We start from the raw sequence: 17,543 nt of genomic DNA, 5'->3' as shown, positions 1-17,543 counted from the left end.
CGTCACTAAAATATCACTTGCTAACATATTGTAATGAATGTATAGTATCATGTTGTACATTCATTATGACAAGAGAAAGGATCTTATTAAGGGTATGAAACTTGGTGCTCGCATTTTAAAAACGGGTATTGCCATCACGTTAGCTTTATTTGCTTGTATTTTACTTCAATTACCGAGTCCGGTATTTGCGGGAATTTCAGCTATCTTTGCTGTTCAACCGTCTGTATACCGTTCTTATTTAACAGCACTTGAACAAATTCAAGCAAATGTAATTGGTGCGATATTTGCTATCGCATTTGCTACTGCTTTTGGACATAATCCTTTTATTATTGGATTAACATGTATATTAGTAATTGCTCTTACATTACAATTACGATTAGAAAACACAATATCAATTGCTTTAGTAACAGTTATCGCCATTATGGAGTATCAAGGCGAAGATTTCTTTAGTTTTGCCTTACTTCGATTTGCGACGATTATGATTGGTATTATTGCGGCTTCACTTGTAAATTTAGTATTTATGCCGCCAAAATATGAAACAAAACTTTATCATCGTATCGTTGATAATACAGAAGAAATTGTAAAATGGATTCGAATGAATAGCAGGCAGGCTTCTGATTTTACAACGCTAAAAACTGATATTGATCGTATGAAAGAAAAAATGATTAAACTAAATCATTACTATTTGCTGTATAAAGAAGAAAGAAGCTATACGAAAAAAGTAAAGTTCGCAAAAATTCGTAAGCTCGTTTTATTCAGACAAATGTTAGCGACAACAAGCCGTGCTTTAAGTACGTTAAAATCATTACACCGTACTGAAAATGAACTGCGCTATATGCCGGAAGAATTTCAGGAATCTATCCAAAATGAACTTGACTCATTAACGCATTATCATGAACAAGTTTTATTAAAATTTATTGGTAAAGCAAAAAAACAACAATCAGTTGAAATGCTTGATGAAGTTGAAACAGGTAAACAAGAATTAATTGATATCTTTATGGAATATCAAAATAAGGACGATGAAGAAGCATATAAAACATGGTTACATCTCTTCCCTCTTATTTCTTCCATCATTAACTATAGCGAAGAAGTAGAGCATTTAGATTTGCTTGTAGATAGCTTCTACACATATCATAAACCAGAAAAAGAACTCCAAATCGATGATAAAAAAGAAGACGAATAAAAAAACAGCTCCTTTTATGGTAAAGGAGCTGTTTCTGTTATATGTTGAAGTTGATATAAATTGTAATAAAATCCTCTTTTTCGCATTAACTCTTCATGAGAACCAGTCTCTTTAATCTCACCGTCTTCAATGTAAATAATCGTATCAACATGCGTAATCGTCGCTAATCGATGTGCGATTATAATCGTTGTCCGGTCAGCAGCTAACGTCTGAAGCGCTTCTTGAATATACCTTTCATTTTCTAAATCTAATGCTGAAGTTGCTTCATCTAATATAAGTACCGACGGATTCTTTAGAAACACTCGTGCAATTGCCACGCGTTGTCTTTGCCCGCCTGATAGCTTCACACCACGTTCTCCAACGACAGTATTATAACCATCTGGTAAGTCTATAATAAAATCATGAATTTGCGCAGCTTTGGCAGCTGCAATCACTTCTTTCTCTGTAGCTTTCGGATTTCCATATAAAATATTAGCTCCAATTGTATCGCTAAACAATAAATTATCCTGCAGTACAATTCCAATATGACTACGCAAATTTCTCATATTGTACTTTCTTACATCTATGCCATCTACATAAACCGCGCCTTCAGAAACATCATAGAAACGCGGGATCAAACTAGCAAGAGATGACTTTCCTCCCCCACTCGCTCCTACAAGCGCTACTTTCTCTCCAGGCTGCATAGTTAATGACAAGTTGTGTAATATCTCTTTTTCATCTGCATTATAACGAAAAGAAACATTGTCAAATACAATTTCTCCATTTAATTTTTTCGTTTGTACCGCATTTGGTACATTAACAATATCGTATTTTTCATCTAACAGTTCAAACACACGGTCCATCGATGCAAAAGATTGTGTTAATGTTGTAGATGAATTAACAAGGCGGCGAAGCGGACTATATAAACTATCCATATATCCAACAAAAGCTACCATTGTTCCTAGCGTTAACTGCCCTTGAATTACTTCATATGCTGCAAAACCAATCACAAGTAACGGACCTAAATCGGTTAACGTATTTACTGCCGAAAATGTTCTTGCCGTCCAACTTGTATGGGTTAATGCTTTCGTTAAAAATTCATTATTTCTTTTTTCAAACTGCTTCCCCTCATACTCTTCTAACGCAAAGCTACGTGTCACTTGCATTCCTTGAATACGTTCATGCAAATACCCTTGCATCGTCGCTAACGCTTGTGAACGCTCTTTCGTCAATTTCCGAAGACGTCCGAAAAAATATTTCACTGCAATTACATAAATAGGTAAAATCAATAACGCAACAAATGTTAATTTTATATTCATAGAAAACATAACAATGATAGCAATAGCAATTGTTGCAGTATCTAACCAGACGTTCATCAAACCAGTAATTACAAAATCCTTCGTTTGTTCTACATCATGGATGACACGCGAAATAATCTCCCCTGTTTTTGTATTGGAGTAATAACGTAAACTTAACTTTTGTAAGTGACCGAAAATATGCTTCCGCAAATCATATAGTATTGTATTTGCGATACGTTGGGCGAAATATTGACGATAATATTCAATCGGTGGTCTTAATACCGCAAAAATAAAAAAAGCAATTCCAATCGCTGTTATTAATTGAGATGTTTTATCTTGAAGTGAGCCTGCGCCTTGAATTACATCATCGATAATATACTTTAATAACCACGGCATAATAAGTGGGATACCGAACTTAACTAGTCCAATAATAATTGTAATAGCAATAAGCCATCGATATGGTTTAACAAATTGTAAATATCTTTTTATGCCTTGCACATAATCCCCCCTCTAATAGGACAAACCTGCCGGGAAGCCCCCTGCAGGTTTGTTTTAATTTCTGTACATTAAATATCGTTCATACCACATATCTACGAAATCTGGTGCAAATGGACCTTTTCTTTGATGAATCCACTGTGTTAAATGTGCTACATTTCGTTTTAAAATTGTATCAATAACAGGTGGATACTGCATAATTTGACTATGTTTTTCATACTCATCTTCATCTAGAAGCGTATATGTCATATCTGGATATACTTTAATATCTAAATCATAATCAATATACTTTAATGCTTCAGGATCATACGCAAAAGGTGAGCTTAAATTACAATAATAATATACGCCATCTTCCCTAAGCATCCCAATCACATTAAACCAATAGTTGGCATGAAAATAACAAATTGCTGGTTCACGAGTAATCCATGTTCGGCCATCCGATTCTGTAACTACTGTACGATCATTCGCTCCGATTACAAGACTCTGTGTCCCTTTTAAAATTGTTGTTTCTTCCCACATTCTATGAATGGAGCCATTATGTTTATAACTATGTATTTGTACTTTTTCTCCTTCTTTGGGAAATCCCATATATGCTCCCTTCTTTCAACTGCAAATGCCCTTTGAACGGCATTCACTTTTTTTCTATTATAACTTTTTTGTCGAAATTTTAAAACTAAAGGGATAAGACTCTATTTTTCAAACTGAATATGCAGGAGGTTTATCGTTGAATACTATGCCCCAACTCTTCTTAAGAGATAGGGATTGTACTGCATTATTTATAAGCGAGGACATGTAATAGAAAAAGCCCTTCTCTATTTCCATACAAAGAAGGACTTTTCACCTGAAGATAACAATATATCTTATCCTAAATTTGAAATCATTTTTTCAGTTGTAAAAGATTGAATTACACTATTCGTTTGTTCTTCAAATTTCTCATGTAACATCTTCAACGCTACTTCTGTTCTATATATTTCCTGGCGGATAAAATGCAGTTCTTTTTTATCGCACGTATCTTTTTCATTCATTTCGATTTGTTGATACTTCTCTAGATGTGCTTGTAACTTTAACAACTCATCCATCGTTTCTAATTGCTCCCCTACCAACTTATCAAAATCGTTCATTACTTACCCCCTTTTGGACTTATTCATCAGTTATTATTCCTAATTATATAATTCTAATTGTTAACTTCCTTCTCCTTTGACTACATTTGTTGACTTATTAGAAGTTATGTCGTTCGCTTTCTTTTCATTACAACGATCCACGCAAAAAGAAAACACTTCTCCCGAATTAGAGAAGTGTTTTTCTTTCATTACTGATTTGAGCTAGAAGATTGTGATTGTTTTGCAGCTGACTTAGCATTTTGTTTTTTCACAGAATGCACGTCTGTTTCAGTTGCAAATTCTGTACCATAACTAGCGTTTGCACTTTGTGCACCAGAAGCTTGTGCTTTCTTTGCTTCTGATTGTGCGTTTGCTTGTTTTACAGCTTGTACATCTGTTTCAGTTGAAAACTCTGTACCATAACTAGCATTTGTACTTTGAATGCTAGCACCAGAAGTTGCTTTGTTATAACCTTGTTGTTTTTTACTCATCTTTCTCACCTCCACAATCAATAATGTAACCAATTCACTTAGAAGCTATCCGTAATTTTCTTTTTTAAAATTTCCGCATATAACTTTTGTTACTCATTCAAACTATAGAAAATGGAGGTGTAAATATGTATATAGGACGCGATATGACTGAACTAACGATGATTTCAAAAAATGAATGGAAAGAAGATGAATTAGCTTATTTTCATCACTCACTACAACAGGTTCTGCCTTATTTAAATGTAGAAGGGCAAAGTATTTACAAAGAAATTGTAGTAGAAATCAAATCAAGAGGCGGCTTACAAGAAGGTGAAGCTAGTTGGACTCATGGGACAAAAATTTCTTACGATTAAAAAAGTGTTCCCTAGATTGGGAACACTTTTTTTGTTTATTGCATTGTAATTTTCTCCACACAATTTTCATAAATAGTACGGTGTGATTTTGAGAAAGGTAATTGCTCAAATAACTCTTTTGATACAAATTTTAATTTATCTGTATCAACAATATTACCGGTTATTTTTCCGTAAAATACAAATATATCCCAAGTACGATGTGTAAACGTATGTTGTACATTCATTGCGTATTCATCAATAGAAACCTCGAGCTCAAATTTTTCTTTCATATAATCTATAAGCTGTTCCTTCTGATTTCGAATACCTTCTCCAAGTTCCACATTCGGAAACTCCCACATGTTAGCTAACAAACCTGTACTTGGACGTTTATTAATAACGTAACGACCGTCTTCAGTTTGAAGTACACCTGCAACAATAGGTACCATTTTAGGAGCTTTCGCTTTACTTTTTACTGGTAATTCTTTTTGAACACCTTCAGCATATCCTCTGCAATGTTCACGTACAGGACAAAGTAAGCATGCTGGATTTTTCGGAATACAAATTAGTGCACCTAATTCCATCAATCCCTGATTAAAATAAGATGGGTTTTCTACTGAAATAATTTCACGCACAATCTCTTCAAAAACTTTTCGAGTCTTTGGTTTTGCAATATCATCCCATACTGATAAAATACGAGATAATACACGCATAACATTTCCATCAACTGCCGGCTCTGGTATACCATATGCGATACTTAAAATAGCACCTTTTGTATATGGTCCGACTCCTTTTAGCTTTTCAATTTTCTTTACATCACTTGGTACAACTCCGCCGTATACTTCTTTTACCTCTTTTACTGCCGCATGTAAATTACGTGCTCTAGAATAATATCCTAAACCTTCCCATGCTTTTAATACTTCTTCATCATCTGCGTTCGCTAACGCTTCAAGTGTAGGAAACTTCCCCATAAAATTTGCGTAATATGGTTTTACAGCTTCTACTCTTGTTTGCTGTAACATAATTTCAGAAACCCAAACGCGGTATGGATCTTTATTCTTTCTCCATGGTAAGTCGCGCTGTTCTTCTTCAAACCAACCAATTAAATCATTTTGAAACTGCTCTATATTAAAATTGTTTAGTATTTCAAGTGTCAAACTTGATCCCCCTCATTTTTTTGCATATAAGTACTATTATAAAGATTTTAGGAAAAAATTTAAGTAAGATGATACAGGAAATAGAAGGCAAAGGACTTGAGGTATCGAATAAAAAGAGTTACATTAATAAAAAACGGAGGTGGATTTCTATGGACACAGCCACTCACCTTGTTATGGGGATCACTTTAGGTAGCTTAGCAACATTAGATCCAGCCATAGCACAAAGTGATATTGGCCCCCAAGCTGTTATGCTTGCTACAATTGCTGGTTCCAACATTCCTGACATTGACACAGTTTTAAAATTGCGTAATAACGCTAAATATATAAGAAATCATCGTGGAATTACTCATTCTATTCCTGCGGTAATTCTTTGGTCATTCCTTATAAGTGGCATCTCTTTCGCCTTCTTTTCAGACGCTCCATATCTTCATCTACTGCTTTGGTCATTTATTGCTGTCTTCCTTCACGTCTTTGTAGATATTTTCAATGCCTATGGTACACAAGCATTACGGCCTTTCACAAAAAAATGGGTCGCACTCGGCGTGATTAATACATTCGACACCGTAATTTTCTTTATCCATATACTTGCAATTGCTTGCATGCTCGTCGGTTCTCATAAGGGATATACAGCTTTAGCGGCATATATATTAATGATTGTTTACTATATCGGACGGATTATGATGCACAGAAATATAAGAAGCGTTGTACACAAACGTTTCAAAAATGTCGAAAAGATTATCATTTCTCCTTCTTACCGATTTTACCATTACCATTTAGCAATCGTTACGGCTGATTATTACTACGTTGCGAGATGGCACCGTGGTAACATCATGATATATGATAAGTTCGATCGGGTACCGTTCCCAGACAATAATATTATGCGAGCAGCTAAACAAGATGAAAACATCTCGGCCTTTCTATCTTTCTCTCCTGTATATCGCTGGGATATTTTTGATCATGACCATTATTATGAAGTACGATTCATTGATTTACGATATCGAAGTAAAGATTATTATCCATTTGTTGCAATCGTTCAGCTCGACCACAATTTAAATATTATTAGTTCCTATACAGGATGGATCTTTAGTGAAGAAAAGCTTCGAAAAAAACTGGAATTACTTCCACATTAAAAAAAGCGACTTAAGTCGCTTTTTTTAATGTTTCAAATGATCTTCTTGATTAATTAAATGACTATACTTCGGATTATTTGTACGCATTTCATGAAGGCGTACACCATGATTATTAATCCATGATCGTACCACTTGTTCCGTCATTTCATCGCCTTGATAACGACCTGATTTTGCATAAGTTGTTTGAAAATCTTCCCATAGTAACTCAACCCACGCACGAGCTTGTGCGTAAGAAAGCTTGTCATTCTTGTCTAATAATTCTTTCGTTAATGTTTCATAAATATCATTCATATTATAATCTCCTTTTACCTATTTATCCCTTCATTTCTAAAGGATAGTTTCTTCAATTTTGCACATTCTATAATTGATACTTCTTAAAGAGGTATCAACCGATAATGAGGAGGGCGTTCGTAATGGGTAAACAAGCCGAATTTTGGTCTGAGTCAAAAAACAACAGCAAAATCGACGGTCAACCGAAAGCGAAATCACGCTTCGCTTCGAAACGACCTAACGGCACAATTAACACGCACCCACAAGAACGTATGCGTGCTGCAAATCAGCAGGAAGAGTAATACAAATTAAATTAACTTCCTACACGAGGTGATAAAGATGAGCTACCGTGATCGCTTAGATAGTCGTTCTGAATTATTTAACCATACGTGGACTCGTCCAAAACATGCGAAAGCGCAAGTTAACGGACAGACGCAACAAACCCAGTCTCTCATTATATTGGCAAATGAATGTAAAAAACGCCAATTTTAGAATCTCCTATCTCCTTTAACGCCTACCAAAGATGAAAACCAGAGAGATATATGCTCTCTGGTTTTTATTTTTCTTGCAATAAGGAAATTGGTATGCCAATCTCTTCATTATCATTTTGCTTATATCCCCAAGCAAATACCCCATTGAAATACGTAATTTTAAATAATACACCAGGTTCTTCTACTAATTCATATGTTTCACCAATACGGAATTTGTTTATATCCGTCATATAAGCACGAGCCATTGCCATTTTTCTCATTAATACATCAAATTCATTGACAATCCCAAGCTGCTCAGCTTTTACTGCTTGCTCCTTCAAAGCGCCAATTTCTTCCCTTAGCTCATGCGGTGTCATTTCACTGTAGCGTTTTGGCATATTCATCTTATTCTCCTCATTCCTCTTCGCGTTTCATTTGCAAAAATATCTCGATTTCATCAATAGAGAATCCTTTTCGATATAACGCTTGTTTCATCTTGTTTTCAAATGTCCATCCATCATGCTTCTTATATTTCTCATAATATTTATTCCCATGATAGTGTAACGCTTCTTGTTGCTTTTCGTCATCTTTTTCGTCTTTCAATTCTTCCAAACAAATTTGAATTACTTCTCTAGAATATCCTTTTCGAACAAGCATCTCATCTAACTTTAGTTTCATTTGTAAAAAAGAATGTTTTTGATAAGATTTTTTCTTCTTCTCTATGAGAAACAAGGCATTCTCAATTTGCTTTTCCTTCGGATATTCTTGTAAACTATGTGTAATAATTAAATCCTGAACACCTTTATTTAATAACTCTCTTTTAATAACAGTTGGACCTTTTCGATTCACATTACTTTGCGTTCGCGTATATAAAACAGCATACTCTTTATCATTAATATATCGGTCATGTAATAATTTCGAAACGACTTCAGAGATGATGGCCTGTCCCACTTCTTTTTTTCGTAAAAAATCTTCTATTTCTTGTTTTGTTCTCATTTGATAGGATAAATAGGAGATTGCTTGTAAATATGCTTTTTGTACTTCTTCATTGTACAAAATATTTCCTAACTCGATTTCATCGATTTCTAAACCTTTTTGTAATCCATGTTTTATTAAGATTACTTGATCCACACTAAATCCGTACTCTTCGCCTTGACCTTTATCAATATAAATATTAAATCGTTCTTTCGATCGTTTTTGTACTTCTATTTTTGTAATGACAGCCATACTCTCACCTCTCTATTATTTTAACATAGTCGAGGAACATTTTTTCTTTTCAAGAATATATATAATGAGGAGGAAATACTTGTGAAAATCGCAATTTCTGGTGGTACAGGCTTTATCGGTAAATCCCTTTCTACTTTTTTTATTCAAAAAGGATATACTGTTTACATTCTCACACGAAAAAAAACTACTGAAACTTCCGATCCTAACCTTCAGTATGTTCAATGGACACCAGATTTACAAACCTTCCCCCTCTCTTCTATTGATGTAGTTATTAATCTAGCCGGAGAGTCTATTAATAGTAGATGGACAAAGCAACAAAAGAAAGCCATTTTAAACAGTAGAATTCAAACAACAAAAGGACTCATTAAACAATTGCAGGGACTCCATACAAAGCCACACACATTTATTAACGCAAGTGCTATTGGATACTATGGAACGTCTGAAATAGAGTCTTTTACAGAACAGCATGAGACTCCTGGAAATGACTTTTTAGCAAATACAGTATATTCATGGGAACAAGAAGCATCTAAAGCACGTTCTCTCGGAATACGAACAATCTACGCAAGATTTGGAGTTGTATTAGGTGCAAATGAAGGAGCTCTTCCAAAAATGCTACTTCCCTATCAATTCTATATCGGCGGCACCATTGGTTCTGGGAAGCAATGGTTATCATGGATTCATATAGACGATGTCGTTCGTATGATGGATTTCATTATACACAAAAAAGAAATTGATGGTCCTCTTAATATGACAGCACCAACACCTATAAGAATGAAGGAATTTGGAGAAACCATTGCAACTATAATGAAAAAGCCTCATTGGTTGCCTGTACCTTCTTTTATCATTCAAACTTTATTAGGTGAAATGAGCATACTTGTACTAGAAGGGCAACGTGTATTACCCATTAAAGCAATTGAACATGGATACCAATACACATTTCCAGAAATAGACCATGCATTACAAAATATACTTTCGCATACAATGTAGTACTTCTAAAACACAATTTTACATGGGCTCTTTCAAAACTTTCATTTTCTAGGATCCGAAGCATTACCATACAAATAACCTTTCAGTTACTTTCCCTTAACTTCCATTAGCATTATAAAGTAACAGAAATGAGGTACCTATGAAAATATTGCTCAAACAAGCCATTGTATACCCTATTACATCTCAAAAGTTTCAAGGAGATGTACTCGTTACAGGAGAGCGAATTACCGAGGTCAAACCTTTTATTCCACCTACTCAAGATATGACCGTTATAGATGCACGAGCACTCCATCTCTTACCTGGCTTTATTGATGTCCATACTCACCTTGGTCTCTATGATGAAGGTACTGGTTGGGCTGGAAATGATGCCAATGAAACATCTGAAGTTTCAACACCACATATTCGTTCTTTAGATGGAATCCATCCTTTAGATATTGCCTTTCAAGACGCTGTACAAAACGGAATTACAACCGTTCACGTTATGCCTGGCAGTCAAAATATTATCGGGGGTACTACTTGTGTAATAAAAACAGCTGGAACTTGTATTGATCATATGATTATTCAAGAACCTGCTGGTTTAAAGATTGCCTTTGGAGAAAATCCTAAAAAAGTCCATAGTAATGGAACAAAAGAATCCATTACACGTATGGGGATTATGGGGTTACTTCGGGAATCATTCTATGAAGCACAACACTACGGGCACGAAGCTGATTTTCGAATGCTTCCTATTTTAAAAGCATTACGTCGTGAAATACCCGTACGTATCCACGCTCACCGAGCAGATGATATTAGTTCTGCTCTACGCTTTGCAACAGAATTCAATCTCGATTTACGCATTGAACATTGCACAGAAGGACACTTTATTGTTGAAGAACTTTCAAAACACAATTTGAAGGTTTCAGTTGGTCCCACTCTGACACGCCGTTCTAAAATCGAACTAAAAAATAAAACATGGGATACTTACCATATATTATCAAAAAATGGTGTGGAAGTTTCTATCACAACAGATCATCCTTATACACCCATTCAATATTTAAATGTTTGCGCTGCTGTTGCAGTAAGAGAAGGGTTAGACGAGAAAACAGCACTAGAAGGAATCACCATATTCCCAGCACGAAATTTACGTTTAGAGGATAGAATTGGAAGCATCGAAGTTGGAAAAGACGCCGATCTCGTGCTATGGACTCATCATCCTTTCCATTATTTAGCCAAGCCTGTACTAACTATGATTGATGGAAAAATAATTTACAAAAAAAATAAAAAAAACTAGTTTATTTTTTTGACTAGATAAAGTATTATACGATTATAAACTGAATGAAACCATAATCAATTTGTGTCGTGATTATCATTTTCAAATTGATGAATGGGGAAGGCAAATGGTGCGCCACCAGCGTTAGAAACTGGTTCTAGTGGGTTCGATTCCCACCCCGAAATTTTTTAAAGATTGATATAAAAATTTCGAGGGTGGGGTGTTTTTTCGTCATGCTACCCTCGTGTGAGGAGGAGTTAGTATGTTGAAAAAACGCGACTTACACGACAGCCACGTTCTATACGAGTTAATGGTGGATCCAGCTGTCTTCCCTTTTGTGCGTCAAAAGGCTTATTCTTATGAAGAATATTTATTCTTAACGAAACAAACGATTGAAGCTGAAGAGCGTGGTGAATTAATTTCACGCACAATTTTAGATGAATGGGGTAACCCTATCGGAACAATTACTTTATTTGATGTGCAAGAAAAAGCTGGATTTCTCGGGACATGGCTTGGCAAACCATATCATGGAAAAGGCTATAACAAATTGGCAAAAGATTCATTTTTTAGTGAACTTTTCTATGAATTAGATATTGAAACAATTTTCATGCGTATTCGTAAAATAAATATTCGTTCTATTAAAGCTGCAGAAAAACTACAATATGTGAATCTAGCAAACGAAACAAGAAAAGCCGTATATGATGAAATTAACGCAAACGAAGAAGTGTATAACCTATATGAAATTCCAAAAGATCAATACACACTTGCTACAATGCGAGATACAACCTTCCAAGATGCTCATCAATTAAAAGAAGCGTAATCTAAATTTTCTGAAATGATAATCAATCGTTAACATTTTCCATATGCGTATATCCCCTCATGTCTTTGGAAACGATAAATAGTAACTTTAAGACACGAGGTGATTTGTAATGGATAAAAAGAAACGTGATAAAGCAAAAAACACATTATCTAGTACACAAGAAGTTCTCTATCAACGCGAATTTCAAAAAGCAGATCGTGCAGCAGGATATCGCTCGAAAAGCATTTAAAGTGAAAATGAATAATTAGAAATTTCCCCCCTAATTATTCATTTTCATTACATAATTTTCTCGACTGATAGAAGTAAGCAAAAAAGCCCCTTATACATAAGGGACTTTTTTGCTGTGGACAACTTTATCCACAAAACCGATGAAATTGTTAGTAATTTTCAAAAACATTTAATATTTTTCTATATTAAAGCATATATCAGCTGTTTTAATTGTGGATATTTTTCTAAAAATTGTGGACAATGTGGATATAGTTGTTAATATTCCGACTTTACTGTTTAATGAAAGCGCAATCCTTTTGTGGATAACTTGCTAAATTTTCTTTAAAAATAATAAAGAACCCTCTTTACATATACAAAGAGGGTTTCATATTAAGTAAAAGATTGTGCAAGAGCAGGTGATTTAATAGGTATATGACGCGGTTCTGCATGATTTTCTGCCAAAATTGCATCTACAATATGACCAGCTGGCTCTGGAAGATAGATGCTTTTCATTGCTTCTTTCATTTGAAGAAGCTTCACATCATCTTGTAATAATGCCTCTGTTTTTGCAAAAACCTCACTATCATCGCGAATGACAACTGCTGCTCCCTTTCTTTCAAAGTACATCGCATTTTCATTTTCTTGTCCTGGAACAGGCTTATATAAAATGACAGGTACTTGCAACGCTGCTGCTTCACTTAATGTTATTCCGCCTGGCTTCGTAATCATACAAGAAGTAACACGGAATAATTCATCAATATTTTCAACATACCCAAACACTTTTAATGCATCGGAATTTTGCTTCTGTAAACTTAATAAATCCTGTTTTAAAGCTTCATTTTTCCCACAAACGACAACTACTTGTAAATTAGGCACTGACATAAATGATTGGCATAGTTCTTTTACATTTCCTAATACCCCATGAGCACCTGCTACAATTAGTAAAATCTTTTTATTCTTACATAACTGATATTTATTATATATGATTTCTGGATTTACCTTTAACTCAAAACTACTCCGAATTGGAATTCCTGTTTCAACAATTTGTTCCGCAGGTACACCGATATCAACCATCAATTCTTTCACATGATCCGTTGCAACAAAATAACGATCTACTTCTCGATGAATCCATATTTTGTGCACGCAAAAATCCGTTAATACGTTATAGACAGGAATTGAAATACCTGTTTGTTTCTTCAATTCTGGTACAGCGATAATTGGAAATGTATTAATTACAATATCTGGTTTCTCCACCTGTAACAGTGTTTTCAAACGTTTTCTTCCAAAGTTCGCATACCAAGATGCTATTTTCTTATCATAAATTTTTTCTACCCCGTAATAAAACAAACGATATAATTCTTTTCCTATTGTATAACTTTTTAAATATAGATATTTTGTAATGTCAGTTATAAATGGATGTGATTCTCCAAACAAGTCGCATACAATAACATCTTCAATTCCTTTTTGGCGAAATGTTTGTTCTAATGTTTTTGCTACTTGCACATGACCATTACCGTAATGTGCAGTTAATATTAAAACCTTGGGGTTTTTTATCAAACAAATCCACTCCTAGCTTTTTGTTTCTCCATATTGCATATACGACAATAGGAAAAACATTTTCCTTAAAAATTACATAAACAGATTCTAATAATTCCCTTTCAGCTATGTACCTGTCGTGGATATGCAAAGCATATAAGATTGACCCCTTAATCCTATCTGTGCTCATATCTTTACATTATACTTTCCTATAAGAGCTTTCGCAATAACTTACAAATGTTCTCTATTCCATGATACTCACTCTTTTACTTCTTAATTCTTTTTACTATTTTGATTTCCCTTTACAATTATGTAAATTTCTCCATTTATTCCGTACAAAATTATGGATATTCTATTTTCAGTATACTCTTTTATCAATATATACTCTAGATTTTATTGTAAAGAAAGCAAAAAGCCTAATCCAATATTTGGATTAGACCGCTTGTAAAATATATTTAGCATGTTCTACATTTTTCTCAGTAGGTGGTTCTACATTTGCGAGTGGATACTTGTGTCCAAGCGCCTCCCATTTATATACACCAAGCTTATGATATGGTAACACTTCAACTTTTTGAACATTAGACAGACTTTGAATAAAGCTAGATAGTTTTTGTAGATCCTCTTCATTATCCGTAACACCAGGAACTAATACGTGTCGTACCCAAATCGGTTTATTCTTATCCGATAAATAACGAGCAAATTGTAAAATATGTTCATTTGGTTTCCCTGTTAATTTACGATGCTTTTTGGAATCGATATGTTTCAGATCCAATAAAACTAAATCTGTATAATCCATTAAAATATCTAGCTTATTTTGGAATTCTGGTTCCTCAGAATAACAACCACCAGAAGAGTCGATTGTTGTATGGATACCAGCCTCTTTACACTTTTTAAACAACTCAATTAAAAAGTCTAGCTGTAATAATGGCTCTCCACCGCTAACTGTTATACCGCCTCCGGAAGCTTCAATAAATGGAAGGTAACATGTCACATCCTGCATCACTTCTTCAACTGTTATTTCTTTACCTTTACCGATTTCCCACGTATCAGCATTATGACAATATTGACAACGTAATAAACACCCTTGTGTAAATATGACATAACGAATCCCTGGGCCATCAACAGTACCACAAGACTCTACAGAATGTATTCTTCCTTTTACCATGTTACTTCCTCCTTTATTGAAACAGCCTCCCTTCGCTATATATTAAGAGCGAAGGGACACTTTTTTCATTTACATGCTTTCATGCATTGTACGGTTAATTACATCAATTTGTTGTTCACGAGTTAATTTAATAAAGTTTACAGCGTAACCAGATACGCGAATTGTTAATTGTGGATATTTCTCAGGATGTTCCATTGCATCCATTAATGTTTCACGGTTAAATACGTTAATATTTAAGTGGTGGCCTTCTTTTACTGCATAGCCATCAAGCATTGATACTAAGTTACGTACTTGTACATCATCTTCTTTACCAAGTGCTTTCGGAATAATAGAGAATGTATTAGAAATACCATCTTGTGCATCTTCATATGGTAATTTAGCCACAGATAATAATGAAGCTAATGCACCTTTTGTATCACGTCCATGCATTGGGTTCGCACCTGGTGCAAATGGTTCTCCAGTACGGCGGCCATCTGGAGTATTACCAGTTTTCTTACCGTATACAACGTTAGATGTGATTGTTAAGATTGACATTGTATGAACAGAATTTCTGTATGTTTTATGTTTACGAAGTTTATTCATAAATGTTTTTACAAGATTTACAGCAATCTCATCTACACGATCATCATTGTTACCGTATTTAGGGAAATCTCCTTCAATCTCGAAGTCAACTGCAATACCATTTTCATCACGAATTGGTTTTACTTTTGCGTATTTAATTGCACTTAATGAATCTGCTACTACAGATAGACCAGCAATACCTGTTGCCATTGTACGAAGAACGTTTGTATCATGAAGTGCCATTTCAATACGTTCATAGCTATATTTATCATGCATGTAATGGATAACATTTAATGTGTTTAAATATAGACCCGCCAACCATTCCATTGTCATATCAAACTTATGCATAACTTCTTCATAATTTAATACTTCAGAAGTAATTGGTGCGTACTCAGGACCAACTTGTGCTTTAGATTTTTCATCTTTACCACCGTTAATCGCATATAATAATGCTTTCGCTAAGTTTGCACGAGCTCCGAAGAACTGCATTTGTTTACCGATTCTCATTGCAGATACGCAACATGCAATACCGTAATCATCGCCGTATTCAGGGCGCATAATGTCATCATTTTCATATTGAATTGCTGATGTTTTAATAGACATTTTCGCACAGTAGTTTTTAAAGTTCTCTGGTAATTGTTTAGACCAAAGAACAGTTAAGTTTGGTTCTGGAGCTGGTCCTAAATTATCTAATGTATGCAAGAAACGGAATGAGTTCTTTGTTACTAATGGACGACCATCTAATGCCATACCACCGATAGATTCAGTTACCCAAGTTGGGTCACCAGAGAATAATTCATTATAATCAGGTGTTCTTGCGAATTTCACAAGACGTAATTTCATAATGAAGTGATCTACAATTTCTTGTACTTCTTCTTCTGTTAAAGTACCATTTGCTAAATCTCTTTCAATGTAAATATCTAAGAATGTAGAAGTACGCCCAAGACTCATTGCAGCCCCGTTTTGCTCTTTAATCGCTGCAAGGTATGCGAAGTATAACCATTGGAATGCTTCTTGCGTGTTTGTTGCTGGCTTAGAAATATCGAAGCCATGAGAAGCGGCCATTTCTTTTAACTCTTGAAGTGCACGCATTTGCTCAGATAACTCTTCGCGTAAACGCATTGTATCTTCGCTCATTACACCGCCAGTTAAATTTAAATCAGCTTTTTTCGCTTCAATTAAATGATCAATACCATATAACGCTACTCGGCGATAGTCACCGATAATACGTCCACGTCCGTATGCATCTGGAAGACCCGTAATAACACCTGATTTACGTGCATTTCTCATTTCTGGTGTGTATGCATCAAATACACCTTGGTTATGAGTTTTTCTCCAATCTCTAAAAATACGACTAAGTTCTTTATCCATTTCGTATCCATAAGATTCACAAGCTTGTTCTGCCATACGAATACCACCATATGGTTGTAAAGAACGTTTAAATGGTTTATCAGTTTGGAAACCGACTACTTTTTCAATATCTTTATTTAAGTATCCAGGGGCATGTGATGTAATAGAAGAAACAATTTTTGTATCCATATCAAGAACGCCACCGTTTTCACGTTCTTTCGTTGTTAAATCCATTACTTGATCCCAAAGTTGTTTCGTTGCTTCAGTTGCTTCTGCTAAGAAAGATTCGTCTCCTTCGAAAACGTTTACATTATTTAAAATGAAATCGCGAACATCAATCTCTGCTTTCCATTTTTCACCTTTAAAGTTTTCCCATGCGTTTTTAACATTTTCTAATACTTGAGTCATCCTAATCTCCTCCATTTTTGATTATTACAGGACTAAGATTTTTTATATAACAGCTTACACACTTAGAATACTACTTTTTTACGAAAGTGAACGAAATAGTTGTGACATGTTTGTGAAATATTGAGCAAACTACT

Annotated in this window: 20 protein-coding genes; 9 read left to right on the top strand and 11 right to left on the bottom strand. The window is 34.7% G+C overall.

The genetic code is table 11. The annotated features are described in order from the left end of the window. Positions 1-94: 94 nt before the first annotated feature. Positions 95-1,183: an aromatic acid exporter family protein gene (locus tag DN407_RS02655; protein WP_000765787.1), complete on the top strand. Its 1,089-nt coding sequence runs from the start codon at positions 95-97 to the stop codon at positions 1,181-1,183. Between the two features lie 14 nt (positions 1,184-1,197). Here DN407_RS02655 and DN407_RS02650 read toward each other — a convergent pair whose 3' ends face one another. From DN407_RS02650 to DN407_RS02635, 4 genes are all read right to left on the bottom strand, one after another. Continuing rightward, complete coding sequence (locus DN407_RS02650) at positions 1,198-2,958, bottom strand: ABC transporter ATP-binding protein (RefSeq protein ID WP_001161596.1); 1,761 nt, start codon at positions 2,956-2,958, stop codon at positions 1,198-1,200. Between the two features lie 54 nt (positions 2,959-3,012). Continuing rightward, positions 3,013-3,543 (bottom strand): nucleoside tri-diphosphate phosphatase, encoded by a 531-nt coding sequence (gene ntdP, locus DN407_RS02645; RefSeq protein WP_000506624.1) that lies wholly within the window; start codon positions 3,541-3,543, stop codon positions 3,013-3,015. 272 nt (positions 3,544-3,815) lie between these two features. Then, positions 3,816-4,076 (bottom strand): YgaB family protein, encoded by a 261-nt coding sequence (locus tag DN407_RS02640; RefSeq protein WP_000997577.1) that lies wholly within the window; start codon positions 4,074-4,076, stop codon positions 3,816-3,818. 188 nt (positions 4,077-4,264) lie between these two features. After that, the gene (locus tag DN407_RS02635) at positions 4,265-4,546 is read right to left on the bottom strand and encodes a gamma-type small acid-soluble spore protein (protein WP_000039046.1); all 282 of its coding nucleotides are present in this window, start codon (positions 4,544-4,546) and stop codon (positions 4,265-4,267) included. A gap of 125 nt (positions 4,547-4,671) precedes the next feature. Here DN407_RS02635 and DN407_RS02630 point away from each other — a divergent pair, with 125 nt between their 5' ends. After that, positions 4,672-4,896, top strand: coding sequence for a hypothetical protein (locus tag DN407_RS02630; protein ID WP_149215982.1), 225 nt, complete (start codon positions 4,672-4,674; stop codon positions 4,894-4,896). 35 nt (positions 4,897-4,931) lie between these two features. On the opposite strand, the gene mutY is transcribed toward DN407_RS02630, so the two are convergent. Beyond that, a complete protein-coding gene (mutY, locus tag DN407_RS02625; protein WP_149215981.1) occupies positions 4,932-6,029 on the bottom strand; it encodes an A/G-specific adenine glycosylase in 1,098 nt (365 codons plus the stop codon). 149 nt (positions 6,030-6,178) lie between these two features. Here mutY and DN407_RS02620 point away from each other — a divergent pair, with 149 nt between their 5' ends. Then, positions 6,179-7,159, top strand: a complete 981-nt coding sequence (locus tag DN407_RS02620) for a metal-dependent hydrolase (RefSeq protein ID WP_000379106.1) — start codon at positions 6,179-6,181, stop codon at positions 7,157-7,159. 24 nt (positions 7,160-7,183) lie between these two features. On the opposite strand, the gene DN407_RS02615 is transcribed toward DN407_RS02620, so the two are convergent. After that, a complete protein-coding gene (locus DN407_RS02615) occupies positions 7,184-7,450 on the bottom strand; it encodes a YfhJ family protein (RefSeq protein WP_000998166.1) in 267 nt (88 codons plus the stop codon). A gap of 122 nt (positions 7,451-7,572) precedes the next feature. Here DN407_RS02615 and DN407_RS02610 point away from each other — a divergent pair, with 122 nt between their 5' ends. Both DN407_RS02610 and DN407_RS02605 read left to right on the top strand, forming a co-directional pair. Then, positions 7,573-7,731: a small, acid-soluble spore protein K gene (locus DN407_RS02610; RefSeq protein ID WP_000517891.1), complete on the top strand. Its 159-nt coding sequence runs from the start codon at positions 7,573-7,575 to the stop codon at positions 7,729-7,731. Positions 7,732-7,768: 37 nt separating this feature from the next. After that, complete coding sequence (locus tag DN407_RS02605; protein ID WP_000122093.1) at positions 7,769-7,921, top strand: YpzG family protein; 153 nt, start codon at positions 7,769-7,771, stop codon at positions 7,919-7,921. Positions 7,922-7,985: 64 nt separating this feature from the next. On the opposite strand, the gene DN407_RS02600 is transcribed toward DN407_RS02605, so the two are convergent. Together DN407_RS02600 and recX are read right to left on the bottom strand one after the other, a co-directional pair. Then, positions 7,986-8,303, bottom strand: a complete 318-nt coding sequence (locus tag DN407_RS02600; RefSeq protein WP_001057024.1) for a YfhH family protein — start codon at positions 8,301-8,303, stop codon at positions 7,986-7,988. Positions 8,304-8,313: 10 nt separating this feature from the next. Next, positions 8,314-9,126: a recombination regulator RecX gene (gene recX / locus DN407_RS02595; RefSeq protein WP_000268502.1), complete on the bottom strand. Its 813-nt coding sequence runs from the start codon at positions 9,124-9,126 to the stop codon at positions 8,314-8,316. An 81-nt stretch (positions 9,127-9,207) separates the two neighbouring features. Here recX and DN407_RS02590 point away from each other — a divergent pair, with 81 nt between their 5' ends. The 4 genes from DN407_RS02590 to DN407_RS02575 all read left to right on the top strand — a co-directional run bounded on the left by DN407_RS02590 (position 9,208) and on the right by DN407_RS02575 (position 12,411). Continuing rightward, complete coding sequence (locus DN407_RS02590) at positions 9,208-10,113, top strand: TIGR01777 family oxidoreductase (RefSeq protein WP_000684380.1); 906 nt, start codon at positions 9,208-9,210, stop codon at positions 10,111-10,113. A 139-nt stretch (positions 10,114-10,252) separates the two neighbouring features. Then, positions 10,253-11,383, top strand: a complete 1,131-nt coding sequence (locus tag DN407_RS02585; protein WP_000698315.1) for an amidohydrolase — start codon at positions 10,253-10,255, stop codon at positions 11,381-11,383. A 241-nt stretch (positions 11,384-11,624) separates the two neighbouring features. After that, a complete protein-coding gene (locus DN407_RS02580; protein WP_000914737.1) occupies positions 11,625-12,182 on the top strand; it encodes a GNAT family N-acetyltransferase in 558 nt (185 codons plus the stop codon). 109 nt (positions 12,183-12,291) lie between these two features. Next, complete coding sequence (locus DN407_RS02575) at positions 12,292-12,411, top strand: YfhE family protein (RefSeq protein WP_000358482.1); 120 nt, start codon at positions 12,292-12,294, stop codon at positions 12,409-12,411. 368 nt (positions 12,412-12,779) lie between these two features. On the opposite strand, the gene DN407_RS02570 is transcribed toward DN407_RS02575, so the two are convergent. The 3 genes from DN407_RS02570 to pflB form a co-directional block, all read right to left on the bottom strand. After that, a complete protein-coding gene (locus DN407_RS02570; RefSeq protein ID WP_000594688.1) occupies positions 12,780-13,946 on the bottom strand; it encodes a diglucosyl diacylglycerol synthase in 1,167 nt (388 codons plus the stop codon). Positions 13,947-14,358: 412 nt separating this feature from the next. Beyond that, on the bottom strand, positions 14,359-15,090 hold the full coding sequence (pflA, locus tag DN407_RS02565) for a pyruvate formate-lyase-activating protein (protein ID WP_000238467.1): 732 nt from the start codon (positions 15,088-15,090) through the stop codon (positions 14,359-14,361). 69 nt (positions 15,091-15,159) lie between these two features. Continuing rightward, on the bottom strand, positions 15,160-17,409 hold the full coding sequence (pflB, locus tag DN407_RS02560) for a formate C-acetyltransferase (RefSeq protein ID WP_000195464.1): 2,250 nt from the start codon (positions 17,407-17,409) through the stop codon (positions 15,160-15,162). Positions 17,410-17,543 lie beyond the last annotated feature (134 nt).

Source organism: Bacillus sp. JAS24-2 (genome assembly GCF_008274905.1).
GTDB lineage: Bacteria > Bacillota > Bacilli > Bacillales > Bacillaceae_G > Bacillus_A > Bacillus_A cereus.
Note: the sequence above shows the minus strand (reverse complement) of the source record. Positions and strands in the feature narration are given on the sequence as shown.